This is a genomic window from Pseudomonas sp. Marseille-P9899, from assembly GCF_903166565.1.
Taxonomy (GTDB): Bacteria; Pseudomonadota; Gammaproteobacteria; order Pseudomonadales; family Pseudomonadaceae; genus Aquipseudomonas; species Aquipseudomonas huaxiensis.
The window spans coordinates 1-22081 of sequence record NZ_CAESCG010000004.1; the positions used below are offsets into that span (position 1 = coordinate 1).

Sequence of the window (22081 nt, forward strand, 5' to 3'; positions counted from 1 at the left end):
TCAGGCTCAGCGCTTGCTCACCGCAGGCGACGACCAGGCCGTCCTTGCTCGCGGAAAGGATTTCACCCGGTGCGCCCTGCCCTTCGGCGAGGTTGGCGGCCAGCACTTTCAGCGCTTCGCCAGCCAGGGTGCTGTGGCAGATCGGCCACGGGTTGAAGGCGCGCACCAGACGCTCCAGCTCGACGGCCGGGCGGCTCCAGTCCAGACGTGCTTCGTCCTTGTTCAGCTTGTGTGCATAAGTGGCCAGGGCATCGTCCTGCACTTCGCCGTGCAGGGTGCCGGCGCCGAGACCGGCGATGGCTTCCAGCACGGCGGGCGGGCCGAGTTCGGCCAGGCGATCGTGCAGGGTGCCACCGGTGTCCGCGGCGCTGATCGGGGTGCTGACCTTGAGCAGCATCGGGCCGGTGTCCAAGCCAGCTTCCATGCGCATCACGGTAACGCCGCTCTCGGCATCGCCGGCTTGCACCGCGCGCTGGATCGGCGCGGCACCGCGCCAGCGCGGCAGCAGCGAGGCGTGGCTGTTGATGCAGCCGAGCTTGGGAATATCCAGCACCACCTGCGGCAGGATCAGGCCGTAAGCCACGACCACCATCAGGTCTGGTGCGAGGGCGGCCAGTTCGGCCTGGGCGTCGGGGTTGCGCAAGGTCGGCGGTTGCAGCACCGGAATGTTGTTATCCACAGCCAGTTGTTTCACCGGGCTCGGCATCAGCTTCTGCCCACGGCCGGCCGGGCGGTCGGGCTGGGTGTAGACGGCGATGATTTCGTGGTGGCTGGCCAGCAGGGCCTTGAGGTGTTCGGCGGCAAACTCGGGGGTGCCCGCGAAGACGATGCGCATGGAGTTCTCGCTTAAAAGAAAAAGGCTTGCCGGAGCAAGCCTTCTGGAGTGAGGAGGATCAAGCTTGCTGGCGGTGCTGCTTTTCCAGCTTCTTCTTGATGCGGTCGCGTTTGAGCGTCGACAGGTAATCGACGAACAGCTTGCCGTTGAGGTGGTCGCATTCGTGCTGAATGCACACGGCCAGCAGGCCTTCGGCGATCAGCTCGTAGGGCTTGCCGTCCCGGTCCAGGGCCTTGACCCGGACTTTCACCGGACGGTCGACGTTCTCGTAGAACCCCGGCACCGACAGGCAGCCTTCCTGGTACTGACCCATATCGTCGGTCAGCTCTTCCAGTTCGGGGTTGATGAACACCCGCGGCTCGCTGCGATCTTCGCTCAGGTCCATGACCACGACGCGCTTGTGCACGTTGACCTGAGTCGCGGCCAGGCCGATGCCTGGGGCTTCGTACATGGTTTCAAACATGTCATCCACCAACTGGCGGATGGCGTCGTCGACTTCCGTCACCGGTTTGGCGATGGTGCGAAGGCGCGGGTCCGGGAATTCGAGGATGTTCAGAATGGCCATAAGCGTATGAGCTGCACTGTGCAATGTGTGACAAACATGAGCGCACATAATAAAGGGATTCTGCGCGTTCGGCACCTGCGAAAAGGTCGTCTAGGGTTGAAATGCCGGCTGTCGGACTGCGTTCGTCAGGCAGTTGTCAAAGCATTATCAACAGACTTATCCACAGGTTGTGATATGTGGGTAATCCCGAAAAGATCAAGGATGGTCTTATGCCCTGCCCCGATTTTTCCGCTTGCCCGCCTGCCGAGTTGGAGGCGCGTTTGCGTTTGCAGCGCCTGCCCGAGGTCGGCCCGCAACGCTTTATGAAACTGATCCACGCATTTGGTAATGCATCGGCGGCGCTCAGCGCACCGGCTTCCGCTTGGCGGACGCTGGGTCTGCCGCCAGCGGCGAGCGACGCCCGACGCAGCGCCGAAGTGCGCGATGGCGCGGCGGCGGCAATGGCCTGGCTAGAGCGTCCGGACCAGCATTTGCTGATGTGGGACGACCCCGCGTACCCCGCGCTGCTCGCGGAAATCCCCAATCCGCCGCCGCTGCTGTTTGTCGCCGGCGACCCCGCGCTTGTGGATAAACCGCAGTTGGCCATCGTCGGCAGCCGCCGTGCTTCGCCGCCGGCGTTGGGCACTGCGGCAGCGTTTTCCCGCAGCCTGGCGCGGGCCGGTTTTGTCGTGACCAGCGGCCTGGCCCTGGGCATCGACGGTGCTGCACACCAGGCCGCCATCGACGTGGGCGGGGCGACGATCGGTGTGCTCGGCACCGGCTTGCAAAAACTTTATCCACAGCGCCACCGCAACCTGGCACGTCACATGCTGGAACAAGGCAGTGCGCTGGTTTCCGAGTTTCCCCTGGATGCCGGGCCGCTGCCCGCCAACTTCCCGCGGCGCAACCGCATCATCAGCGGGCTTTCCCTGGGCGTGCTGGTGGTGGAAGCGAGCCTCGCCAGTGGTTCGTTGATCACCGCGCGGCTGGCGGCGGAACAGGGCCGCGAGGTGTTCGCGATTCCCGGTTCGATCCACCACCCCGGCGCCAAGGGCTGCCACCAGTTGATCCGCGACGGCGCGCTGCTGGTGGAAAGCATCGAGCAGATCCTCGAAAGCCTGCGCGGCTGGCAGAACCTTTCGCCGGCGCCTGTGGATAAACCGGCTCATCCGTTGGTTGCCCTGCTGCTGGCCGCGCCACTGACCAGCGAAGGCCTGGCCCACGCCAGCGGCCAGCCGCTGAACCGCGTACTGGCTTCGTTGACCAATCTGGAACTGGATGGCCGCGTGTGCAATGAAGCCGGGCGTTGGTTTGCCCGCCCCGGCTAAGTAAACTGCCCACCAGCCTTCAAGCGGAGTAACAGAAATGGTCAACAGTTGGCGTGCGCAACAAGCCGCGCGGGAAATCCGGGCCGGAGCGGTGATCGCCTATCCGACCGAAGCGGTCTGGGGCCTGGGCTGTGACCCATGGAATGAAGAAGCGGTGGACCGGCTGCTGGCGCTCAAGTCGCGCTCGGTGAACAAGGGCCTGATCCTGATCGCCGACAACATCCGCCAGTTCGACTTCCTCTTCGAAGACTTCCCCGAACTCTGGCTCGACCGCATGGCCAGCACCTGGCCCGGCCCGAACACCTGGCTGGTGCCGCACCAGGGCATGCTGCCGGAGTGGATCACCGGCGTGCACGACACCGTGGCGCTGCGGGTCAGCGATCATCCGCTGGTGCGGGATCTGTGTTCGCTGGTTGGCCCGCTGGTATCGACCTCGGCCAACCCGGCCGGCCGCCCGGCGGCCAAGTCGCGGTTGCGGGTGGAGCAGTATTTCCACAACCAGCTTGATCTGGTGCTGGGTGGGGCGTTGGGCGGGCGGAAGAATCCGAGTGTGATTCGGGATCTGGCCAGTGGTGAGGTGGTTCGGGCGGGCTGACTAACGGCTCACCCGCCCCCCCTGTAGGTGTAGGGCGAGCTTGTCGGGGCGCCGAACCGTCGCGATAGAGCCATCTTGCGGGGGCTATCGCGACGGTTCGGCGCCCCGACAAGCTCGCTCCTACAAGGCAGGGAACGCGCGCAGTCCGGAAAATCAGGGAATCAGGACTGTCGACCCCACCGTCCGCCGAGCCGACAACTCTTCCTGCGCCTTGGCCGCCTCAGCCAGCGAATAGCGCTGCTGGATATCCACCTTCACCTTGCCGCTGGCGATCATCGCGAACAGTTCGTTGGCCATGGCCTGGGTGTTTTCCGCGCAGTTGGCATAGCTCGCCAGGGTCGGGCGGGTGACGTACAGCGAGCCCTTCTGCGCCAGGATGCCGAGGTTGACCCCGCTCACCGCGCCCGACGCATTACCGAAGCTCACCATCAAACCACGCGGCGCCAGGCAGTCCAGTGACGTCAGCCAGGTGTCCTGGCCCACGCCGTCATACACCACCGGACATTTCTTGCCGTCGGTCAGCTCCAGCACCCGCTGCGCCACATCTTCCCGGCTGTAATCGATGGTCGCCCAGGCGCCCAGGGCCTTGGCGCGTTCGGCTTTTTCCGCCGAGCTGACGGTGCCGATCAGCTTCGCACCCAGCGCCTTGGCCCATTGGCAGGCCAGCGAGCCAACCCCGCCTGCCGCCGCATGGAACAGAATGATCTGGCCCGGCTGCACGTCGAAGGTCTGGCGCAGCAGGTACTGCACGGTCAGGCCCTTGAGCATCACCGCAGCGGCGTCTTCGAAGCTGATGCTTTGCGGAATCTCCACCAGGTTGTTCGCCGGCAGTTCGTGCAGTTCGCTGTAGGCGCCCAGCGGGCCGCCACCGTAGGCCACGCGGTCGCCGACCTTGAAGCGGCTCACGCCATCGCCTACCGCCTCGACCACGCCGGCGCCCTCGGTGCCCAGGCCGGACGGCAGGGCGGGCGGCGCGTAGAGGCCGCTGCGGAAATAGGTGTCGATGAAATTCAGACCGATGGCGTGGTTGCGCACGAGAACATTGCCCGGCGCCGGTGCCGTGGGTTCGAAATCGACCAGGGTCAGTACCTCGGGGCCGCCATGCTGGCTGAACTGAATACGCTTGGCCATCTGCACTCTCCTGAGACATCGGGGAAAGGGCCTATCGGACGCTTTTGCTTGATCGCCGTCAACTACGGAGGGCACATGCACGGTGGTATGCTGTGCGCCGAATTTTTCCGCCGGTGCCGCCTGGGCCGGCCCATGCCCGCTTCAAGGTGACCCGATGACTAGCCGCACCGAGGCCGTGAAAGCCTACCTGCTGGACCTGCAAGACCGGATTTGCGCCGCTCTGGAAACCGAAGACGGCGGCGCCCGCTTCGTCGAGGATGCCTGGACCCGCGAGGCCGGCGGTGGCGGACGCACCCGGGTGATCGGCGACGGCAAGGTCATCGAGAAAGGCGGCGTCAACTTCTCCCACGTCTTCGGCAGCGGCCTGCCGCCGTCGGCCAGCGCTCACCGCCCTGAACTGGCGGGCCGTGGCTTCGAAGCCCTCGGCGTGTCGCTGGTGATCCACCCGCACAACCCGCATGTGCCGACCTCCCACGCCAACGTGCGCTTCTTCATCGCCGAGAAAGAAGGCGAAGAAGCGGTCTGGTGGTTCGGCGGCGGTTTCGACCTGACCCCGTACTACGGCAACGAAGAAGACTGCGTCCACTGGCACCGCGTTGCCGAGCAGGCGTGCGCGCCGTTCGGGGCTGACGTCTACCCGCGCTACAAAGCCTGGTGCGACCGCTACTTCCACCTCAAGCACCGTGGCGAGCCGCGCGGCATCGGCGGCCTGTTCTTCGACGACCTGAACGAATGGGACTTCGACACCAGCTTCGCCTTCATGCGCGCCATCGGCGATGCCTACGTCGAGGCGTACCTGCCGATCATCCAGCGCCGCAAGGCCGAGCCGTACACCGCCGAACAGCGCGAATTCCAGGAATTCCGCCGTGGCCGCTACGTCGAGTTCAACCTGGTCTACGACCGCGGCACCCTGTTCGGCCTGCAGTCGGGCGGGCGTACCGAGTCGATCCTCATGTCGCTGCCGCCGCAAGTGCGCTGGGGCTACGACTGGAAGCCCGAGCCTGGCAGCGCTGAAGCTCGCCTGACCGAGTATTTCCTGCAGGATCGTGACTGGCTGAATCTGGACAAGGCCGGGCACTGAGCCCATTGTGCACAACCGTTGCCCGGTCGTCGGGCCTGACTGAGGAAGCGCGTGAATGGACCAGTACGTTGTATTCGGCAATCCGATCGGCCACAGCAAGTCGCCGTTGATCCACCGGCTGTTTGCCGACCAGACCGGCCAGGCGTTGGAATACGACACCCTGCTGGCGCCGCTGGATGATTTCACCGCGTGCGCGCTGGGCTTCTTCAAGCAGGGCCTGGGCGCCAACGTTACCGTGCCGTTCAAGGAAGAAGCCTTCCGCCTGGTCGACCGCCTCACCCCCCGCGCCCAGCGCGCCGGGGCGGTGAACACTCTGAGCAAGCTGGAAGACGGCACCCTGCTGGGCGACAACACCGACGGCGCCGGACTGGTGCGTGACCTCACCGTCAACGCGGGCGTGGAACTGGCCGGCAAGCGCATCCTTCTGCTCGGTGCCGGCGGCGCGGTGCGCGGGGTGTTGGAGCCGCTGCTGGCGCACAACCCGGCGTCGCTGGTGATCGCCAACCGCACTGTGGAAAAGGCCGAGCAACTGGCCCGCGAATTCGCCGACCTTGGTCCGGTGGCGGCCAGCGGTTTCAGCTGGCTCAAGGAGCCGGTGGACCTGATCATCAACGCCACCTCGGCGAGCCTCGCCGGCGAAATGCCGCCGATCGACCCGAGCCTGATCCAGCCGGGCCTGACCGTGTGCTACGACATGATGTACGGCAAAGAGCCGACCCCGTTCTGCCAATGGGCCACCGAACACGGTGCGGCCAAGGTGCTGGACGGGCTGGGCATGCTGGCCGAGCAGGCGGCGGAAGCCTTCTTCATCTGGCGCGGTGTAAGGCCGGATAGCGGGCCGGTGCTGGCGGAATTGCGTCGGCAATTGGCGCGGGGATAATCCCGGGCGAAGATCGAAAAAAACCGGCCGTTGAGTGAATTCAACGGCCGGTTTTTTTATGGCGCTTGGGGTGGGGGTGGCAACTGTGCGCGGGTTGACAGACCAGGGATACGGAGAACCCGGCGCACCATCGGGTGCCCACACGCACAGTCGCCGCAGACGGCGGCAGTTGTACGCGGGTTGACAGACCGGCCCAGGAAACCCGGCGCACCATGAGGTGCCCACGCGCACAGCTGCCATAACAGCGGCCTGTCAACGCCGATCGTTGATGTTCAACGACCGCCGAAGACTAGGCAGCGATTTACCAGGGCGCAACAGCTAATGAGGCGCGGCAGTATGCTTGGGCAGTTGCCTACAAGAAAGTCGGAGATTGGGGAAGTTCGTAGCTATATGCGACACCAACAGGAACCGTTTTCACAGCCCCATCGCGAGCAAGCTCGCTCCTACAGAGGTTTGCGCAAGCCATTGTAGATACTCTGTTCGCGGTCAAGCTTTCAGCAGGTGCTTTTCGCTAAAAAGCTTGGCCGTGTCGAAGGGTTCTCCGCTTCTCATACAGGCCCATATGCCCGTCAAATATTTCCGCATGACAGCCGCAATTGCCTGCATTTTCTTCTTCCCCCTTCCCAGTAATACGTCGTAGAAACCCTTCGCATATGGGTCGAAACGTACAGCGGACATCGCGGGCATGAAGAGCGCCGAGCGCAAATAGGTGTTGCCAGCCTTTCCCAAACGCCCCGGCTTGTTCACGCTGGTTCCTGACTGGGTCAGTCGCACATCAAGCCCCGCGTGGCGACTCACCTGCGAGGACTTCAGGGTATCGGGAAGAGTTGTCAGCTCCGCCAAAATTGAGATCAGCGAGACCTCGGCAATGCCTGGTGCAGCAAGAATTGCTTTGGCGACATGTTGAAGTCTCTGGTCGGACTCGATCTGCTCAATCGCCGCTTTACGTATGCGCTCAATGCGGCGGTCAAATGCTGTGATCTCGTCTTTCAAATCCTCAACAATCAAATCAACCTGCTCTTTGGACGCCGTGTAGGCGTGCAACTGATTCTTCGCACGGGTTCGTGCCGCAACCAGCCGATTGGCGTGTCGCCCCAGAGTTCTCAAACTCAACTGAGTAGCCGTCGGTGGAGTCCACAGACGAGGGCGCATCCGCTCTCCGTACTGAGCGAAAAGACGCGCATCAACCTGATCGGTCTTGTTGTGCTCAAGCATGCCTTTGGCGAAGTGGTGGCTACTTTTGGGGTTGATCACCGACACGGGTAGTCCGGCTTCAGCCAAGGCCAAGGCGAGATCCAGGTAATAAATCCCGGTGGCCTCCAAAACGACACGATCGGGATTGCACTTGCTCAGTAACGCAACGGCCTGCTGATGTCCCTTGGCTGTTTGTTCGATGATCTTGGTGGTTTCGACACGATCTTCGTGAAGGATGGTCAGCACTGCAGTCCTGGCTGCAACGTCGATCCCGGCACTCCTCGACATGGTTTCGCTCTCCCGGTTTTTAAGACAGAATCTCCCAAGGTTCCCCCGACCTCGAACTTCATGCCGCTACAACCTTGTCATGCGAAGTCCGATTCGTCGGCTTCCGGATACTCTTCGTAGTGGGCAATGAGGCGGGGGGGCCTATCTACATACGAGATCGGGTGCAAAGCCCGTCTCCAGGAGCGTCCGGCCTCCCCCTTGGAACTACTTAGGTAGGCGTACCTTTCAAGAATTCAGAATCCCTTTGGGTACGCTCAGAACATACAAGGAGCGAGCTTGCTCGCGATGCGAAGGGCACTGAGAAACCATCGGCATGCCCATGGCCGCCACCCGAGCAGGCTTCAGTCTTCAAACCGAATCGGACACCGCTCCACCCCTTCCAGCTTCTGCAATTCCTCCACCACCTGCGGCCGCGCCCGGCGCAAGGTCAGGCTGCGGTCCTGGCGGCGCAACCGCCGTGCTTCCTGGTGCAGCATCTCGACCCCGGAATAGTCGATGAAGTTGATCTGCCGCGCATCGATCACCACCTCCGCCGCCTGGCAGCGCTGCAACCGCACCTGCAGGTAATGGCTGGCGCCAAAGAAGATCGACCCCCCCACCCGCAACACATCCGCTTCCCCTTCCCGGCTCTGCTGCACCCGCGGTTGCGAGGTGCGCTTGAGGTAGAAGAACAGCGACGCCAACACCCCGGCGTAGATCGCCGTCTGCAACTCCAGCAGCAAGGTGGCGACGAACGTCAGGATCATCACCAGAAACTCCGGCCGGCTGACCCGGTACAGCGCACGGATCGCCCGGTGATCCACCAGCCCCCAACAGATCAGCAGGATGCTCCCGGCCATCGCCGGGATCGGGATGTGTGCGATCAGTTGCGCACCGGCCACCGCGAACAATCCCACCCACAGCGCAGAAAATATCCCGGCCAGTGGCGAGCGGGCGCCGGCATCGAAACTCAGCCCGGAACGGGTGAACGAGCCGGACGAGAGGTAACCCGAGCACCACGCGCCAATCATGTTGGACAGGCCCTGGGCGCGGATTTCCTGGTTGGCGTCGATCAACTGCTCCGAGCGGATCGACAGCGAGCGGGCGATCGACAGGCTGGTCACCAGGCCGAGCATGCCCACCGCCACGGCGCCGGGCAGTAGGCGCAGGATCAGTTCCAGATCGAGCAACGGCAGCGGGCTCAGCGGCGGCAATTGGCCGATAAACGCCGGCACCCGGGCGACATGCCCGAACATCGCCGGCCACAGCACCGCCAGCAGGCTCGCCCCGGCCAGACTTATCAACAGGCTGGGCCAGCGCGGCCGGGTCAGTTTGATCAGCATGCCGATCAGCAACGTGCCCAATCCCAGCAGCAACGACGGCAGGTCGATGTCGCCGACGTGCTCCAGCAGGCTTTGCAGGGTTTTCAGCGCGGTGGTCTGGCTATCGAGGTCGAGGCCCATCAGGTTCGGCAACTGGCCGAGGGCGATGACCACTGCGGCGCCAAGGGTGAAGCCGATTACCACCGAATGGGAAACGAAGTTCACCAGCGCGCCGAAGCGCAGCATGCCCATCAGCCACTGGAACACGCCAGCGAGGAAGGTCAGCAACAGGATCAGGGTGATGTAGTCCGAGCTGCCGGCCACCGCCATGGGGCTGACGCTGGCATAGAGGACGATGGAGATGGCCGCGGTCGGCCCGCAGATCAGGTGCCACGACGAGCCCCAGAGGCAGGCGATCAGCACCGGCACGATGGCGGCATAGAGCCCGTATTCGGCGGGCAGGCCGGCGATCAGGGCGTAGGCGATGGACTGCGGCAGCGCCAGAATCGCCCCACTCAGGCCCACCAGCAAGTCGCGGCGCACGCTGGCGCGGGTCTGCTGCGGCAGCCAGCGCAAAAATGGCAGGAGTCTGTGGCGGTCGGGCCAGGCCATGGGGTCGCTCTATACCGGTGAAAGCCGTTCAGGGTGAGGTGTCCGGCGCGCCGGTGCAAGCGGGCGGCGCCGGACGCGATCACAGCCGCGTTTTGGCCGCCTCCAGCGCATTGCCGCCGCTGCGGGTGGTGACGCCTTGCAGCCAGCCATCGAGCAGTTCCGGGTGAGCCTTGATCCAGGCCTTGGCCGCGTCGTCGTAGCTGACTTTTTTATCCACAACCTCGGCCATGATGCTGTTCTCCATGGCCTGGGTGAACGTCAGGTTGCCGAGCAGCTTTGCCACGTTCGGGCAGGCCTGTGCGTAACCCTTGCGGGTCAGGGTGTAGACGCTGCCGTTGCTGCCGAACCATTTTTCGCCGCCGGTCAGGTAGCGCATTTTCAGTTGCACGTTCATCGGGTGCGGGGTCCAGCCGAGGAAGGTGATGAAGCGCTCGCGTTTCACGGCCCGCTGCACTTGCGCCAGCATCGCCTGTTCGCTGGATTCCACCAGCTTCCAGCCGCCGAGGTTGAACTCGTTCTTGTCGATGATCGACTGCAACGACAGGTTGGCCGGGGCGCCGGAGCCGATGCCGTAGATCTTCTTGTCGAACTCGCCGGCGTGTTTCTGCAGGTCGGCGAAGTCTTTCACGCCGGCTTCCCACACGTACTCCGGCACGGCCAGGGTGAACTCGGTGCCTTCGAGGTTGCGCGCCAACCGGTCCACCTCGCCGCTGGCGACGAACTTGTCGTGAAAGCCCTGCTGCGCCGGCATCCAGTTGCCGAGGAAGGCGTCTACCAAACCGTCCTTGAGACCGCCGTAAATGATCGGCACCGCCAGCGAATCGACCTTGGTCTGGTAGCCGACGCCTTCCAGCAGCACCCGCGCTACGGCGTTGGTGGCGGCGATATCGCTCCAGCCGGGGTCGGCCATCCTGACCGTGTCGCAGGTGCTGCTGTCGGCGTTCGCGGCGCCGGCAGCCAGGGTGAAGACAACCGCAATGACGCGTGTGGATAACCCTTTCATGCCCGTTCCTCGGTGATTACTGACCAGGTTGTGGATAACGTGCCTTGCGTTCGAGATCGTCGAGATCGATGTGGTTGCGCATGTACTGCTGGCTGGCGTCGACCATCGGTTGGTGGTCCCAGCTTTTCAGCGTGCCCGTGGCCAGGGCGTCGGCGACGAAGCGCCGGCGGCGCTGGCTGTCGAGCACCTGCTGACGCAGGTGGGGAATGTCCCAGCGCTGGCGCGCCTCGGCGAGAAAGCCGACGACGCGTTCAGCATGTTCCCGCAGGGCCGCCAGATTGTTCAGCTCGCGCGGGTCATCTTCCAGGTTGTAGAGCAGGCAGGGGTCATCCTCGCTGTAGATGAATTTCCACGGGCCGCGGCGAATCATCATCAGCGGGCTGATGGTGCCTTCGGCCATGTATTCGCCGATCACTTCGTCGTGACCGCCCTCCCCGTTCAGGTGCCCGAGCAGCGAGCGTCCGTCCAGTGGCAGACCGGGCTGTAGCGTGCCGCCGGCCAGTTCCACCAGGGTCGGCAGCAGGTCGCAGGTGGACACCGACGCGCTGACCCGGCCCGGCGCGAACTGCCCCGGCGCGTGGATCAGCAGCGGCACCCGGGCGGCCATTTCGAACCAGTGCATTTTGTACCAGAGGCCGCGCTCGCCGAGCATGTCGCCGTGGTCGCCGGAGAACACGATCAGGGTGTTCTCGGCCAGGCCGGTTTCTTCCAGGGTCTCCAGCAGCTTGCCGATGTTGGCGTCGATGTAGCTGCAGGCGCCGAAGTAGGCGCGGCGGGCGTCGCGGATCTTTTCCACAGGCAACGGCTTGTCCCACAGGTCGTAGACCTTGAGCAGGCGTTGCGAGTGCGGGTCCAGTTCGTCCTGGGCGAAGGGCGCGTGGGGCATGGGAATGGCGTCGCCCTGGTACAGGTCCCAGAACGCTTTGGGGATGGTGTACGGGTCGTGGGGGTGGGTCATCGAAACCGTCAGGCAAAACGGCTGCTCGCCGGCTTCGCGGACGTGGTCGTACAGGTACTGGCGGGCCTTGAACACCACCTCTTCGTCGAAATCGAGCTGGTTGGTGCGCACGCATGGTCCGGCCTGCAGCACCGAGGACATGTTGTGGTACCAGCTCGGGCGCTCGTCCGGGGCGTCCCAGTTCACGGCCCAGCCGTAGTCGGCCGGGTAGATGTCGCTGGTCAGGCGCTCTTCGTAGCCGTGCAACTGGTCCGGCCCGCAGAAATGCATCTTGCCCGACAGCGCCGTGCGGTAGCCGAGGCGGCGCAGGTAGTGGGCGTAGGTGGGGATATCAGCGGGAAAGTCGGCGGCGTTGTCATAGGCGCCGATCTTGCTGGGCAACTGGCCGCTGACCAGGGTGAAGCGCGATGGCGCACACAGCGGGCTGTTGCAGTAGGCCGAGTCGAACACCACGCCTTCGGCGGCCAGACGGCTCAGGTGCGGCATATGGATCGGCGACGGCGCGTAGATCGGCAGCATTGGCGCGGCCATCTGGTCGGCCATGATGAAGAGAATGTTCTTGCGTTTCATGTGGGTCACGGCATTCCATCGTCAGGCGTTATGGGGAAACGGCTGTGGATGACTGTGCGGCTGTGAATAACTTGGGTAAAGCCCATGCAGGGCAATGACTAGGATTAGCTGTGCTTATGTTTGATGCCTTGGACGGGATGTCGCTGGACGTATTGCGGGTCTTCGAGGCCGCAGCGCGCCAGCGCAGTTTCACCGCGGCGGCGGTCGAGTTGGGCACTACCCAGCCGGCGGTCAGCCAGCAGATCAAGCGCCTGGAAGAGCAGCTTGGCGCCCGCCTGTTCGACCGGATTTACCGCGGTATCGAGCTGACCGAGGCCGGTGTACTGCTGTACGAGCAAGTACACGTGGGAATGCTCGCGCTGGACGATGGCGTAGCCCAGGTGGTCGGTCGCGACCAGCATGAAGTGCTGCGGGTGGCGACTGATTTTGCCTTCGCCGCGTACTGGTTGATGCCCCGCTTGCAGCGTTTTCACCAGGCCAATCCGCAGGTCGATGTGAGCCTGGTGACCAGTGAACGCAGTCACGGCATGCTCCGCCCGGACATCGATGTGGCGGTGCTGTTTGGCGATGGGCGCTTGCGTCAGGGCGAGAGTTTCTGGCTGTTCGATGAGGAGGTTTTTCCGGTGTGTAGTCCGCGTTTGCTGGGCGAAAAGCCCCTGCCGCTGGCACCGGAAAGCCTGCTGAAACTGCCGCTGCTGCACTTGCGTGGCGAGTCGGCCAGCCGCTGGTTCGACTGGAATGGCGTGTTCCGCGAGCTGAAATTGCCCGGCCCGCCGAACCCTGGGCCGCTGCGTTTCGACAATTACACCTTGCTGATTCAGGCCGCGATTGCCGGCCAGGGCGTGGCCATCGGCTGGCGTTTTCTGGTGGACGCCCTTCTGGAGCAGGGCCTGCTTTGCCGGCCGCTCGAAGGATCAATTCGTTCCACGCAGGGATACTACGTGGTACGTCCTCAGCGAAAGCGGCGCAGTACGCTGGTCGAACGATTCGTCGAATGGCTGGGTGAAGAGCAGTCCCGGCAGCCGGTATAGTTCACGGCAGACCAGGCCTTCCAAGGAATCAGTGTGCAAAGGATCAAGGGGTATCACGCCCACGTGTATTACGACGCCAGCACGTTCGAGCAGGCGCGGTTGCTGTGCGAAGAGGCGTCGGCGCTGTTTCCGGTGACCATGGGGCGCATGCACCGCAAATTGGTGGGGCCGCATCCGGATTGGAGCTGCCAGTTGGCCTTCGGGCCGGAGGTGGTCGGGGTGGTGTTGCCGTGGCTGGCGCTGTATCGCCAGGGGCTGGTGGTGTTTCTGCATCCGCTGACCGGGGATGAGCTGGCGGACCACCGTGATCATGCGATCTGGATGGGGGCGGTCAGGCCGCTGGATCTTTCGATTTTTGAGTGAATCGGGGACCGCGTTGCGGTCCATCGCGAGCAAGCTCGCTCCTACACTGGGCTGTAGGAGCGAGCTTGTCGGGGCGCCGAACCGTCGCGATGGATTATCACGCCTTGCGCGCGCCCCGCACACCTTCGGCCAGCGCCGAGCACAGCGACAGCACGTTATCCACAGCCTGCTCCGGGCTGGCGGCGGTGGCGATTTTATCCACAAGCGCCGAACCCACGACCACACCGTCTGCCAGCCGCGCAATCGCCGCAGCCTGCTCCGGCGTGCGGATGCCGAAGCCAACGCTGATCGGCAACGGGGTATGCCGACGCAGGCGGGCAATGGCTTCGGTGACATGTTCAGTAGTCGCCGAACCCGCACCGGTCACACCAGCCACCGAGACGTAGTAGACGAAGCCCGAACTGCGCTCCAGTACACGCGGCAGGCGCGCGTCGTCGGTAGTCGGGGTGGTCAGGCGGATGAAGTCGATGCCCGCGGCCTGGGCCGGGGCCGCCAGTTCGGCGTCGTGCTCAGGCGGCAGGTCGACGATGATCAGGCCGTCGACGCCTGCTTCGTTGGCCTGGGCGACGAACGCCTCGACGCCAAAGCGGTGGATCGGGTTGTAGTAACCCATCAGCACGATCGGGGTGGTCTGGTCGTCAACGCGGAATTCACGAACCATTTGCAGGGTCTTGGCCAGGGTCTGGCCAGCGTCCAGGGCGCGCAGGGTCGCCAGCTGGATGGCGACACCGTCGGCCATCGGGTCGGTGAACGGCATGCCCAGTTCGATCACGTCCGCGCCCGCCGCCGGCAGGCCCTTGAGGATCGCCAGCGAAGCCTCGTAACCCGGGTCGCCAGCGGTGACAAAGGTCACCAGGGCGGCGCGGCCTTCTTGCTTCAGCTCGGAAAAACGTTGTTCAAGACGGCTCATGCCTGCTTCTCCTGCGCTTGGGTCGCGGCCATATGGCTCATTACGGTTTGCATGTCTTTGTCGCCGCGCCCGGACAGGCAGACCACCATCAGGTGATCCTTGGGCAGGGTCGGCGCGCGCTTGATGGCTTCGGCTAGCGCGTGGGAGGTTTCCAGCGCCGGGATGATGCCTTCCAGGCGGCAGGTGGTGTGGAACGCGGCCAGGGCTTCGTCGTCGGTGATGCTGACGTATTCGACGCGCTTGATCTCATGCAACCAGGCGTGTTCCGGGCCGATGCCGGGGTAGTCGAGGCCGGCGGAAATCGAGTGGGCGTCGGTGATCTGGCCGTCTTCGTCCTGCAGCAGGTAGGTGCGGTTGCCGTGCAGCACGCCCGGAACGCCGCCGTTGAGGCTGGCGGCGTGCTTGTCGGTGTCGACGCCGTGACCGCCGGCTTCGACGCCGATGATCTGCACGCTGCTGTCATCGAGGAAGTCGTGGAACAGGCCCATGGCGTTGGAGCCGCCGCCGACGCAGGCGACCAGGCTATCGGGCAGGCGACCTTCCTTCTCTTGCAACTGGGCGCGGGTTTCCTTGCCGATGATCGACTGGAAGTCGCGGACCATCGCCGGGTACGGGTGCGGGCCGGCCACGGTGCCGATCAGGTAGAAGGTGTCGTCGACGTTGGTGACCCAGTCACGCAGCGCTTCGTTCATGGCGTCTTTCAGGGTGCCGGTGCCGGCAGTGACCGGGACGATTTCGGCGCCCAGCAGCTTCATGCGGAACACGTTGGCTTGCTGGCGCTCGATGTCGGTGGCGCCCATGTAGATCACGCAAGGCAGGCCGAAGCGTGCGGCGACGGTGGCGGTGGCCACGCCGTGCATGCCGGCGCCGGTCTCGGCGATCAGGCGTTTCTTGCCCATGCGCTTGGCCAGCAGCACCTGGCCGATGCAGTTGTTCACCTTGTGCGCGCCGGTGTGGTTGAGCTCTTCACGCTTGAAGAAGATCTTCGCGCCGCCGCAGTGTTCGGTCAGGCGTTCGGCGAAGTACAGCGGGTTCGGACGGCCGATGTAGTCGCGCTGGAAGTACGCCAGTTGTTCGAGGAATTCCGGGTCGGCCTTGGCCGCTTCGTATTCGCGGGCCAGGTCGAGCACCAGCGGCATCAGGGTTTCGGCGACGTAGCGGCCGCCAAAGGCGCCAAACAGGCCGTTGGCGTCGGGGCCGCTGCGAAGGTTGCTCTGGGTCATGGGGGCGCTCCAGGAAGAAGGGTGGGCTGACAATGGGCCTACTCTAACCACGACACGCCTCGCTGAAAACCGATAAGATCGCCGCAACCTGTCAGGAAAACTCACACGTCATGTCCAGGGAACTGCCGCCACTCAATGCCCTTCGGGCCTTTGAAGTCACTGCCCGCCTGGGCAGTGTCAGTCAGGCCGCCGAGCAACTGCACGTGACCCACGGCGCGGTCAGCCGGCAGTTGAAGACGCTGGAAAGCCACTTGGGCGTGAGCCTGTTCGTCAAGGACGGGCGTGGCATCAAACTCACAGATGCAGGACTGCGCCTGCGCGAGGTCAGCGGCGAGGCGTTCGAGCGGCTGCGCTCGGTCTGCACCGAGCTGAGCCAGAGCAGTGTCGATGCGCCGTTTGTCCTCGGCTGTTCGGGGAGCCTGCTGGCGCGCTGGTTCATCCCGCGGCTGGGGCGGCTGAAAGCGGACCTGCCGGACCTGCGCCTGCACCTCTCGGCCGGCGAAGGCGATCTCGACCCGCGCCGCCCCGGTCTGGATGCATTGTTGGTGTTCGCCGAACCGCCATGGCCGGCGGACATGCAGGTTCATGTGCTCGCCCAGGAATGCATCGGCCCGGTGCTCAGCCCGCATTTCGCCGGTTTCGAGCGCCTGCGCCAGGCGCCGGCCAGCGCGCTGCTTGATGAGGCGGTTCTACTGACCAACTCCAGGCCGCAAGCCTGGCCGGACTGGGCGCGGCAACAGGGCATCGACCCGCGCGCGCTGCATTACGGGCAGGATTTCGAGCATTTGTATTACTTGCTGGAGGCGGCGGTGGCCGGGCTTGGCGTGGCGATCGCGCCGAAGCCGCTGGTGGCCGATGATTTGCGCGCCGGACGCCTGGCGGCGCCGTGGGGCTTCAGCCAGACCGAGGCGTCATTGGCGCTGTGGGTCCCTCGACGCGCCGCGGACGGGCGCGCCGAGCAACTGGCGGGATGGTTGCGCGCGGAACTGGCGCGGCAGGTTTAGTCGCGTTTGCTGCACAGCAGGTAGGCCGCCAGCAGACCCAGCGCGCCAACGGCAACGCCGGCGGTGGTCCAGGGGTGTTGCTGTGCGTAGTCGCGCGTGGCGAGGCCGGTTTCGCGAGTCTTGGTTTTCACCTCTTCATAGGCATCGCCAAGCAGGTTGCGCGAGTGGCGCAGGGCGTTCTCGGCGTTGCTTTTCAGCGCCTTCACGGTTTTGCGCGATTCGTCCGAGGCATCGTCTTTCAGGCTTTCCAGCGATTTCAGCAGGCTTTCGATTTCCGCTTCCATGCTTTGCAGCGCGGCTTTGCGTAGCGAACTTGTTGCCATGGTGACTCTCCTTCAGCGTTGAGTGAGGTGTTGTAGGTTCCGACTACGACGTGTCTGGAAAGTGCGATCGAACGTTTCGATCCAAACCCCCCTCTGAGGAAAAACGCCCCGGCGCTGCTAGGCTCTGTACGAAATGCATCCGAACTCGCCCATGCTGCGTTGAAAACAGGCTCGGAATGCTCATTGACAACCAGTCAACTCCGCTTCCTCGCCTGTTTTCGCCTTGCCTGGCCTTCGCTCGAATACATTTCGTACAGACCCCGAGGCTCAACCGGCACACCTTCAAGGAGAACAGCGATGTCCGATCATCACACCTACAAGAAGATCGAGCTTGTCGGCTCGTCCCCCACCAGCATCGAAGACGCGATCAACAGTGCCCTGGCCGAAGCCGGCAAGAGCATCAAGCATCTGGAATGGTTTGAAGTGGTGGATACCCGCGGGCATATCCGCGACAACAAGGCGGCGCATTTTCAGGTCACCCTGAAAGTCGGGTTCCGTATCGCCAACAGTTGAAACGATTACCCGGTTAGATATCCAAGGCTCCGGAATGACACCGGGGCCTTTCTCGTTTTGATCCAACAAGGAGAGCGATCAATGAAGCAACTGATTCTGGCAGTAGCACTGATGGGTTTGGCCGGCACCGCGCTGGCGGCGGGCAAGCCGTGTGAAGAATTGAAGAGCGAGATCGCAGCGAAGCTGGATGCCAAGGGCGTTAAGCATTATTCGCTGGAGGTTGTAGGCAAGGGAGCGGCTGCGGGTGGGAAAGTAGTCGGGACTTGTGAGGCTGGGACCAAGGAGATTGTCTACACGCGTGGGTGAGTTTGCGGCCGCTTCGCGACGGTCCGGCGTCCCGCCGAACCGTCGCGATGACCGCGTTAGCGGTCCGTGAATCTCACGAACCCAGCACCGTCTGCGCCATCAACTCATACGACCGCACCCGGTCCGCATGCTCATACAGATCACAGGTGAAGATCAGCTCATCCGCCTGGGTCTGCTCCAGCAACACTTCCAGCTTGGCCTTGACCTTCTGCGGGCTGCCGACCATCGCCAGACCGAGGAAATCCCCCACCGCCTCGCGTTCATGCGGCAACCACAAACCATTCATGCTTTCCACCGGCGGCTTCTGCATCAGGCTCTGGCCGCGCATCAGCGCGAGGATGCGCTGGTACACCGACGTTGCCAGGTACTCGGCGTGTTCGTCGGTATCGGCCACTACCATGGGCACGCCCAGCATCACATACGGCTTGTCGAGCACCGCCGACGGCTGGAAATGATTGCGGTACACGCGAATCGCCTCGTGCATGAAGCGCGGTGCGAAGTGCGAGGCGAAGGCGTACGGCAGACCGCGCTGGCCCGCCAGTTGCGCGCTGAACAGGCTGGAACCGAGCAGCCAGATCGGCACTTCGGTGCCGTAGCCGGGTACGGCGATCACTTTTTGATCAGGTGTGCGCGGGCCGAGGTAGCGCACCAGTTCGGCCACGTCGTCGGGGAAGTCGTCGGCGCTGCCGGAGCGTTCGCGGCGCAGGGCGCGGGCGGTCATCTGGTCGGAGCCGGGGGCGCGGCCCAGGCCGAGGTCGATGCGGCCGGGATAGAGGCTGGCCAGGGTGCCGAACTGTTCGGCAATCACTAGCGGCGCATGGTTGGGCAGCATCACCCCGCCGGAACCGACGCGGATGGTCGAGGTGCCGCCGGCCAGGTAGCCCAGCAGCACCGAGGTGGCCGAGCTGGCGATGCCGTCCATGTTGTGGTGCTCGGCTACCCAGAAGCGGTGGTAACCGAAACGCTCGACGTGCTGTGCCAGGTCCAGCGAGTTGCGCAGCGATTGCGCCGGGCCGCTGTCCTGGCGCACGGGCACGAGGTCGAGGGTGGAAATCTTGATGTCCGCGAGTTGCGTCATGGGGTCTCCTGAGCAAACGGAAGCCGCCGGAAAACGGCAGCCTTTGTTGCTCTGTGGGGGCAGTTACCCTAGGAATCAATACCGGATGTGGCAAACAGGCTGAACTTGCCCGCGGGCCGGGCCTCTGAATTCAGGTAACGGCGCAACCCGCGTCGGCAACCCGAGGAGGCACCATGAAAAAGACTGCATCGGCCGTATGGCAAGGCGGCCTGAAGGATGGCAAGGGCCAGATATCCACGGAAAGCGGCGCGCTGAAACAGGTTCCCTACGGTTTCAACACCCGTTTCGAAGGGACGCCGGGCACCAACCCGGAAGAACTCATCGGCGCCGCCCACTCCGGGTGTTTCTCCATGGCGCTGTCGATGATCCTCGGTGAAGCGGGACTGACCGCGGAACGTATCGACACCACCGCCGAAGTCACCCTCGATAAACAGCCCGACGGCTTCGCCATCACTGCCGTTCACCTGATCCTCAAGGCCAAGGTGCCGGGCGCCAGCGAGGAGCAGTTCCTGGAACTGGCGAATAAAGCCAAGTCCGGCTGTCCGGTCTCGAAAGTGCTGAACGCGAAGATCAGCCTGGACGCCACGCTCGTGCAGTGAGCTTGCCTGGTAGCAGAACCGTGGCATTCTCCACCGGTCCAACCTGATGTTGGCTCAAGGTCTTTTGCCACGAGGAACTGCTCATGATCCGTATCGCAATCGCCGTGCTGGCTTCGCTGTTGGCCTTCAATGCTTCCGCCGCGATCAAGTCGTGCGATGAATTGAAGGCCGAGATCGAAGCCAAGGTCCAGGCCCGCGGGGTAACGTCCTACACCCTGGAAATCGTGCCCAACAGCGAAGTCCACGACCAGAACATGGTCGTGGGCAGTTGCGACGGCGGCACCAAGAAAATCATCTACCAGCGCAACGGCCAGTAAGCCTCAAGGGATGCAATGGGTCAGCCGCTCCTGCGCCACCACCTTGCGCTCGGCGTCGTACAGCCAGGCGTTGGGTTGCAGGGCGATGGCCCGGGCTTCCAGCCGATAGCGCTGGCCGGCTTCGAAACCGTCGTATTCCAGCGTCAGGTAGCAGGTGCGCTCGGTCGGGTCGGTGGTGAAGAGGCCGGTGCTGATCTCATAGTCGAAGCGCACCACCAACTCGTGCTTGCCCGGCGACACCTGGAAGTAACGGCCGTCGTTGAGGCGTTTGCCGTCGAGACGCTCGGCCATCAGCACTTTGCCCGGGGTGATGGTGTAGAGGTCGACCCACGCCTGTTTCTGATCGACCGGAGGCATCGGACTGGTGCAGGCGCCCAGCGTGGTGAAAGCGAGGAACATCGCGGGTTGGCGCATGTTCAGCTCTCCAGAAAGGTAACAGAACGTAAGCATAGCGCCATCAGCGGCCCTCAGGTGCGCTGACAGCCAGCCGGCACGCCGCTTCCCACCAGTTTTTGCTGTTCGTCATAGAGTTTTGCCCAGGGCCGGAAGCCGATGCTGCCCGCTTGCAGGCGGTATTTCTGGCCTGCGTTGAAGTCCTTGAACTTGAGATTGAGCTGGCAATCGCGCCACAGCGGTTCGCTGGTGGGGCCGATATTGCTCGGGTCCACGGCGAACAGATAGCGCACGGTGAGCTGGTGATTGCCGGGGCTGACCTGGAAATAGCGGGTGTCGTCCCAGGCCCGCTCGTCCACTTCGACGGCGTGCAGAGTGTCATCCTGGCCGGGGGCGAGATCGACCCAGGCTTGGGTCGGGTCCGGCGCGGGCAGGCCGGCGCAGCCGGTGAGCGCCAGCAAGGCGCTGGCAGCGAGCATCGTTCGCATGGCAAAACTCCGGGCGGGCAGGATAGTCTTGGATCGATCTGGACTTGAGCGGGACCACCCCACGCATGATTCGAACTCTTCTGTTGTTGCGCTCAAGCCCCGGGGCACTCGACCGCGTTTTTCGCCTGTTTGTTCCCGTATTGCTGATCAGCCTGCTGAACGGTTGCGCGAGCGTGGGTTACTACGGCCAGCTCGCCAACGGCCAGTGGCAACTGCTGCGCGCCCGCACCCCGGTGCCGCAATTGCTGGCCGATCCCGCCACCGATCCGAAACTTCGCCAGCACCTGGAACAGTCCCAGCGCGCCCGTGCTTTCGCCAGCGAGCAACTGAAACTGCCGGACAACCGCAGCTACCGCGTCTACGCCGATATCGGTCGGCCGTTCGTGGTGTGGAACGTGTTCGCCACCCCGGAGTTTTCGCTGGAGCCGCAAACCCATTGCTTCCCCATCGCCGGCTGCGTCGCCTACCGCGGCTACTACAGCCAGGGCGGCGCGCGCGGGGCGGCGGCGGTGCAGAAACTGCAGGGGCTGGACGTGTATATCGGCGGTGTCGAGGCCTATTCGACGCTGGGCTGGTTTGACGATCCGATCCTCAATTCGATGCTCGGCTGGGGCGACGAGCGCCTGGCGACGGTGATCTTCCACGAGCTGGCGCACCAGCGGGGGTACGTGAAGGACGACACCGCCTTCAATGAGTCCTTCGCCACCTTTGTCGAGCAGGAAGGCACGCGGCAGTGGCGGGTGGCGCGGGGGCTGACGGCGCAGGTGCAGGATGGCGGCAAGCAGCGGGACCAGTTTGTCGGATTGGTGCTGGCGAGCCGGGAACGGCTCAAGGCGCTGTACACCCAGCCGCTGGCGTCGGACGCGATGCGCGCGGCCAAACAGGCGGAGTTCGAGCGGCTACGCCGGGAGTACCGACAGTTGCGGGACAGCGAGTGGGGCGGCGTCGGACGTTTCGATGCCTGGATCAATGCGCCGATGAACAACGCCAAGCTGTTGCCGTTCGGGCTGTATGACCAGTGGGTGCCGGCGTTTGCGGCGGTGTTTGCCCAGGTGGGCGGGGATTGGCAGCGGTTTTATGGGCGGGTGGAAGAGATTGGGCGGTTGCCGGTTGGGGAGCGGCAGTTGGTTTTGAAGGGGCTTTAAGGGCCTCATCGCCGGCAAGGCCGGCTCCCAAAAGTAGTTTGTCGGGCATTGGTTTTGTGACCGACTGG

Annotated in this window: 25 protein-coding genes; 12 read left to right on the top strand and 13 right to left on the bottom strand. The window is 64.0% G+C overall.

The features are described 5' to 3' along the window. On the bottom strand, positions 1 to 835 hold an 835-nt coding region (gene fmt, locus HWV67_RS19810; RefSeq protein ID WP_175652485.1), incomplete at its 3' end, for a methionyl-tRNA formyltransferase. Between the two features lie 58 nt (positions 836 to 893). Then, positions 894 to 1400: a peptide deformylase gene (def, locus tag HWV67_RS19815; protein WP_175652486.1), complete on the bottom strand. Its 507-nt coding sequence runs from the start codon at positions 1398 to 1400 to the stop codon at positions 894 to 896. A gap of 209 nt (positions 1401 to 1609) precedes the next feature. Between def and dprA the strand changes: the two genes are divergently transcribed. Together dprA and HWV67_RS19825 are read left to right on the top strand one after the other, a co-directional pair. Then, on the top strand, positions 1610 to 2707 hold the full coding sequence (gene dprA, locus HWV67_RS19820; protein ID WP_175652487.1) for a DNA-processing protein DprA: 1098 nt from the start codon (positions 1610 to 1612) through the stop codon (positions 2705 to 2707). A gap of 37 nt (positions 2708 to 2744) precedes the next feature. Next, positions 2745 to 3302 (top strand): L-threonylcarbamoyladenylate synthase, encoded by a 558-nt coding sequence (locus tag HWV67_RS19825; protein WP_095159096.1) that lies wholly within the window; start codon positions 2745 to 2747, stop codon positions 3300 to 3302. Positions 3303 to 3455: 153 nt separating this feature from the next. Here the strand turns inward: HWV67_RS19825 and HWV67_RS19830 are convergent, their stop codons facing one another. Beyond that, the gene (locus HWV67_RS19830; protein WP_175652488.1) at positions 3456 to 4433 is read right to left on the bottom strand and encodes an NADPH:quinone reductase; all 978 of its coding nucleotides are present in this window, start codon (positions 4431 to 4433) and stop codon (positions 3456 to 3458) included. 154 nt (positions 4434 to 4587) lie between these two features. Between HWV67_RS19830 and hemF the strand changes: the two genes are divergently transcribed. Together hemF and aroE are read left to right on the top strand one after the other, a co-directional pair. Continuing rightward, positions 4588 to 5514 carry an oxygen-dependent coproporphyrinogen oxidase gene (gene hemF, locus HWV67_RS19835; protein WP_175652489.1) on the top strand — a complete coding sequence of 309 codons (927 nt, stop codon included), beginning with the start codon at positions 4588 to 4590 and terminating at the stop codon, positions 5512 to 5514. Positions 5515 to 5569: 55 nt separating this feature from the next. After that, entirely contained in the window at positions 5570 to 6394 is an 825-nt protein-coding gene (gene aroE / locus HWV67_RS19840; protein WP_175652490.1) for a shikimate dehydrogenase, read from the top strand. Between the two features lie 486 nt (positions 6395 to 6880). Here the strand turns inward: aroE and HWV67_RS19845 are convergent, their stop codons facing one another. The 4 genes from HWV67_RS19845 to betC all read right to left on the bottom strand — a co-directional run bounded on the left by HWV67_RS19845 (position 6881) and on the right by betC (position 12320). After that, on the bottom strand, positions 6881 to 7876 hold the full coding sequence (locus HWV67_RS19845; RefSeq protein WP_175652491.1) for an IS110 family transposase: 996 nt from the start codon (positions 7874 to 7876) through the stop codon (positions 6881 to 6883). Between the two features lie 341 nt (positions 7877 to 8217). Further along, entirely contained in the window at positions 8218 to 9789 is a 1572-nt protein-coding gene (locus HWV67_RS19850) for a SulP family inorganic anion transporter (protein ID WP_175652492.1), read from the bottom strand. A gap of 79 nt (positions 9790 to 9868) precedes the next feature. Continuing rightward, positions 9869 to 10792 (bottom strand): choline ABC transporter substrate-binding protein, encoded by a 924-nt coding sequence (gene choX / locus HWV67_RS19855; RefSeq protein ID WP_175652493.1) that lies wholly within the window; start codon positions 10790 to 10792, stop codon positions 9869 to 9871. Positions 10793 to 10808: 16 nt separating this feature from the next. Then, positions 10809 to 12320 (bottom strand): choline-sulfatase, encoded by a 1512-nt coding sequence (gene betC, locus HWV67_RS19860; protein WP_175652494.1) that lies wholly within the window; start codon positions 12318 to 12320, stop codon positions 10809 to 10811. 116 nt (positions 12321 to 12436) lie between these two features. On the opposite strand from betC, the gene HWV67_RS19865 reads away from it, so the two are divergent. Further along, positions 12437 to 13351, top strand: coding sequence for a choline sulfate utilization transcriptional regulator (locus tag HWV67_RS19865; RefSeq protein WP_175652495.1), 915 nt, complete (start codon positions 12437 to 12439; stop codon positions 13349 to 13351). Between the two features lie 33 nt (positions 13352 to 13384). Next, positions 13385 to 13714 (top strand): DOPA 4,5-dioxygenase family protein, encoded by a 330-nt coding sequence (locus tag HWV67_RS19870; RefSeq protein WP_095159090.1) that lies wholly within the window; start codon positions 13385 to 13387, stop codon positions 13712 to 13714. A 97-nt stretch (positions 13715 to 13811) separates the two neighbouring features. Here HWV67_RS19870 and trpA read toward each other — a convergent pair whose 3' ends face one another. Together trpA and trpB are read right to left on the bottom strand one after the other, a co-directional pair. Further along, positions 13812 to 14624, bottom strand: a complete 813-nt coding sequence (gene trpA, locus HWV67_RS19875) for a tryptophan synthase subunit alpha (RefSeq protein WP_175652496.1) — start codon at positions 14622 to 14624, stop codon at positions 13812 to 13814. Then, complete coding sequence (gene trpB / locus HWV67_RS19880) at positions 14621 to 15847, bottom strand: tryptophan synthase subunit beta (RefSeq protein ID WP_095159088.1); 1227 nt, start codon at positions 15845 to 15847, stop codon at positions 14621 to 14623. The genes trpA and trpB overlap by 4 nt, the downstream gene beginning before the upstream one ends. Positions 15848 to 15957: 110 nt before the next feature. Between trpB and HWV67_RS19885 the strand changes: the two genes are divergently transcribed. Beyond that, positions 15958 to 16851 carry a LysR family transcriptional regulator gene (locus HWV67_RS19885; RefSeq protein WP_175652497.1) on the top strand — a complete coding sequence of 298 codons (894 nt, stop codon included), beginning with the start codon at positions 15958 to 15960 and terminating at the stop codon, positions 16849 to 16851. On the opposite strand, the gene HWV67_RS19890 is transcribed toward HWV67_RS19885, so the two are convergent. Beyond that, on the bottom strand, positions 16848 to 17174 hold the full coding sequence (locus tag HWV67_RS19890) for a DUF883 family protein (protein WP_095159086.1): 327 nt from the start codon (positions 17172 to 17174) through the stop codon (positions 16848 to 16850). The genes HWV67_RS19885 and HWV67_RS19890 overlap by 4 nt on opposite strands. A 297-nt stretch (positions 17175 to 17471) precedes the next feature. On the opposite strand from HWV67_RS19890, the gene HWV67_RS19895 reads away from it, so the two are divergent. Both HWV67_RS19895 and HWV67_RS19900 read left to right on the top strand, forming a co-directional pair. Beyond that, on the top strand, positions 17472 to 17687 hold the full coding sequence (locus tag HWV67_RS19895; protein WP_095159085.1) for a dodecin: 216 nt from the start codon (positions 17472 to 17474) through the stop codon (positions 17685 to 17687). An 81-nt stretch (positions 17688 to 17768) separates the two neighbouring features. Next, the gene (locus HWV67_RS19900) at positions 17769 to 17993 is read left to right on the top strand and encodes a DUF1161 domain-containing protein (protein ID WP_175652498.1); all 225 of its coding nucleotides are present in this window, start codon (positions 17769 to 17771) and stop codon (positions 17991 to 17993) included. 73 nt (positions 17994 to 18066) lie between these two features. Here HWV67_RS19900 and HWV67_RS19905 read toward each other — a convergent pair whose 3' ends face one another. Continuing rightward, positions 18067 to 19071, bottom strand: coding sequence for an LLM class flavin-dependent oxidoreductase (locus tag HWV67_RS19905; RefSeq protein ID WP_175652499.1), 1005 nt, complete (start codon positions 19069 to 19071; stop codon positions 18067 to 18069). A gap of 173 nt (positions 19072 to 19244) precedes the next feature. On the opposite strand from HWV67_RS19905, the gene HWV67_RS19910 reads away from it, so the two are divergent. Together HWV67_RS19910 and HWV67_RS19915 are read left to right on the top strand one after the other, a co-directional pair. Further along, positions 19245 to 19670, top strand: a complete 426-nt coding sequence (locus HWV67_RS19910; protein ID WP_175652500.1) for an OsmC family protein — start codon at positions 19245 to 19247, stop codon at positions 19668 to 19670. A gap of 83 nt (positions 19671 to 19753) precedes the next feature. Next, positions 19754 to 19987, top strand: coding sequence for a DUF1161 domain-containing protein (locus tag HWV67_RS19915; protein WP_175652501.1), 234 nt, complete (start codon positions 19754 to 19756; stop codon positions 19985 to 19987). A 3-nt stretch (positions 19988 to 19990) separates the two neighbouring features. Here HWV67_RS19915 and HWV67_RS19920 read toward each other — a convergent pair whose 3' ends face one another. After that, entirely contained in the window at positions 19991 to 20401 is a 411-nt protein-coding gene (locus HWV67_RS19920) for a PA0061/PA0062 family lipoprotein (protein ID WP_095159080.1), read from the bottom strand. Between the two features lie 53 nt (positions 20402 to 20454). Beyond that, positions 20455 to 20868: a PA0061/PA0062 family lipoprotein gene (locus HWV67_RS19925; protein ID WP_175652502.1), complete on the bottom strand. Its 414-nt coding sequence runs from the start codon at positions 20866 to 20868 to the stop codon at positions 20455 to 20457. Between the two features lie 83 nt (positions 20869 to 20951). Between HWV67_RS19925 and HWV67_RS19930 the strand changes: the two genes are divergently transcribed. Then, positions 20952 to 22013, top strand: a complete 1062-nt coding sequence (locus HWV67_RS19930; RefSeq protein ID WP_175652819.1) for an aminopeptidase — start codon at positions 20952 to 20954, stop codon at positions 22011 to 22013. Positions 22014 to 22081: the final 68 nt, after the last annotated feature.

What these genes read in the sequence shown, in the direction of transcription:
- def (WP_175652486.1), bottom strand. Translation starts at nt 1,400, where the DNA reads ATGGCCATTCTGAACATCCTCGAATTCCCGGACCCGCGCCTTCGCACC.
- dprA (WP_175652487.1), top strand. Translation starts at nt 1,610, where the DNA reads ATGCCCTGCCCCGATTTTTCCGCTTGCCCGCCTGCCGAGTTGGAGGCG.
- HWV67_RS19825 (WP_095159096.1), top strand. Translation starts at nt 2,745, where the DNA reads ATGGTCAACAGTTGGCGTGCGCAACAAGCCGCGCGGGAAATCCGGGCC.
- HWV67_RS19830 (WP_175652488.1), bottom strand. Translation starts at nt 4,433, where the DNA reads ATGGCCAAGCGTATTCAGTTCAGCCAGCATGGCGGCCCCGAGGTACTG.
- hemF (WP_175652489.1), top strand. Translation starts at nt 4,588, where the DNA reads ATGACTAGCCGCACCGAGGCCGTGAAAGCCTACCTGCTGGACCTGCAA.
- aroE (WP_175652490.1), top strand. Translation starts at nt 5,570, where the DNA reads ATGGACCAGTACGTTGTATTCGGCAATCCGATCGGCCACAGCAAGTCG.
- HWV67_RS19845 (WP_175652491.1), bottom strand. Translation starts at nt 7,876, where the DNA reads ATGTCGAGGAGTGCCGGGATCGACGTTGCAGCCAGGACTGCAGTGCTG.
- HWV67_RS19850 (WP_175652492.1), bottom strand. Translation starts at nt 9,789, where the DNA reads ATGGCCTGGCCCGACCGCCACAGACTCCTGCCATTTTTGCGCTGGCTG.
- choX (WP_175652493.1), bottom strand. Translation starts at nt 10,792, where the DNA reads ATGAAAGGGTTATCCACACGCGTCATTGCGGTTGTCTTCACCCTGGCT.
- betC (WP_175652494.1), bottom strand. Translation starts at nt 12,320, where the DNA reads ATGAAACGCAAGAACATTCTCTTCATCATGGCCGACCAGATGGCCGCG.
- HWV67_RS19865 (WP_175652495.1), top strand. Translation starts at nt 12,437, where the DNA reads ATGTTTGATGCCTTGGACGGGATGTCGCTGGACGTATTGCGGGTCTTC.
- trpA (WP_175652496.1), bottom strand. Translation starts at nt 14,624, where the DNA reads ATGAGCCGTCTTGAACAACGTTTTTCCGAGCTGAAGCAAGAAGGCCGC.
- trpB (WP_095159088.1), bottom strand. Translation starts at nt 15,847, where the DNA reads ATGACCCAGAGCAACCTTCGCAGCGGCCCCGACGCCAACGGCCTGTTT.
- HWV67_RS19885 (WP_175652497.1), top strand. Translation starts at nt 15,958, where the DNA reads ATGTCCAGGGAACTGCCGCCACTCAATGCCCTTCGGGCCTTTGAAGTC.
- HWV67_RS19890 (WP_095159086.1), bottom strand. Translation starts at nt 17,174, where the DNA reads ATGGCAACAAGTTCGCTACGCAAAGCCGCGCTGCAAAGCATGGAAGCG.
- HWV67_RS19895 (WP_095159085.1), top strand. Translation starts at nt 17,472, where the DNA reads ATGTCCGATCATCACACCTACAAGAAGATCGAGCTTGTCGGCTCGTCC.
- HWV67_RS19900 (WP_175652498.1), top strand. Translation starts at nt 17,769, where the DNA reads ATGAAGCAACTGATTCTGGCAGTAGCACTGATGGGTTTGGCCGGCACC.
- HWV67_RS19905 (WP_175652499.1), bottom strand. Translation starts at nt 19,071, where the DNA reads ATGACGCAACTCGCGGACATCAAGATTTCCACCCTCGACCTCGTGCCC.
- HWV67_RS19910 (WP_175652500.1), top strand. Translation starts at nt 19,245, where the DNA reads ATGAAAAAGACTGCATCGGCCGTATGGCAAGGCGGCCTGAAGGATGGC.
- HWV67_RS19915 (WP_175652501.1), top strand. Translation starts at nt 19,754, where the DNA reads ATGATCCGTATCGCAATCGCCGTGCTGGCTTCGCTGTTGGCCTTCAAT.
- HWV67_RS19920 (WP_095159080.1), bottom strand. Translation starts at nt 20,401, where the DNA reads ATGCGCCAACCCGCGATGTTCCTCGCTTTCACCACGCTGGGCGCCTGC.
- HWV67_RS19925 (WP_175652502.1), bottom strand. Translation starts at nt 20,868, where the DNA reads ATGCGAACGATGCTCGCTGCCAGCGCCTTGCTGGCGCTCACCGGCTGC.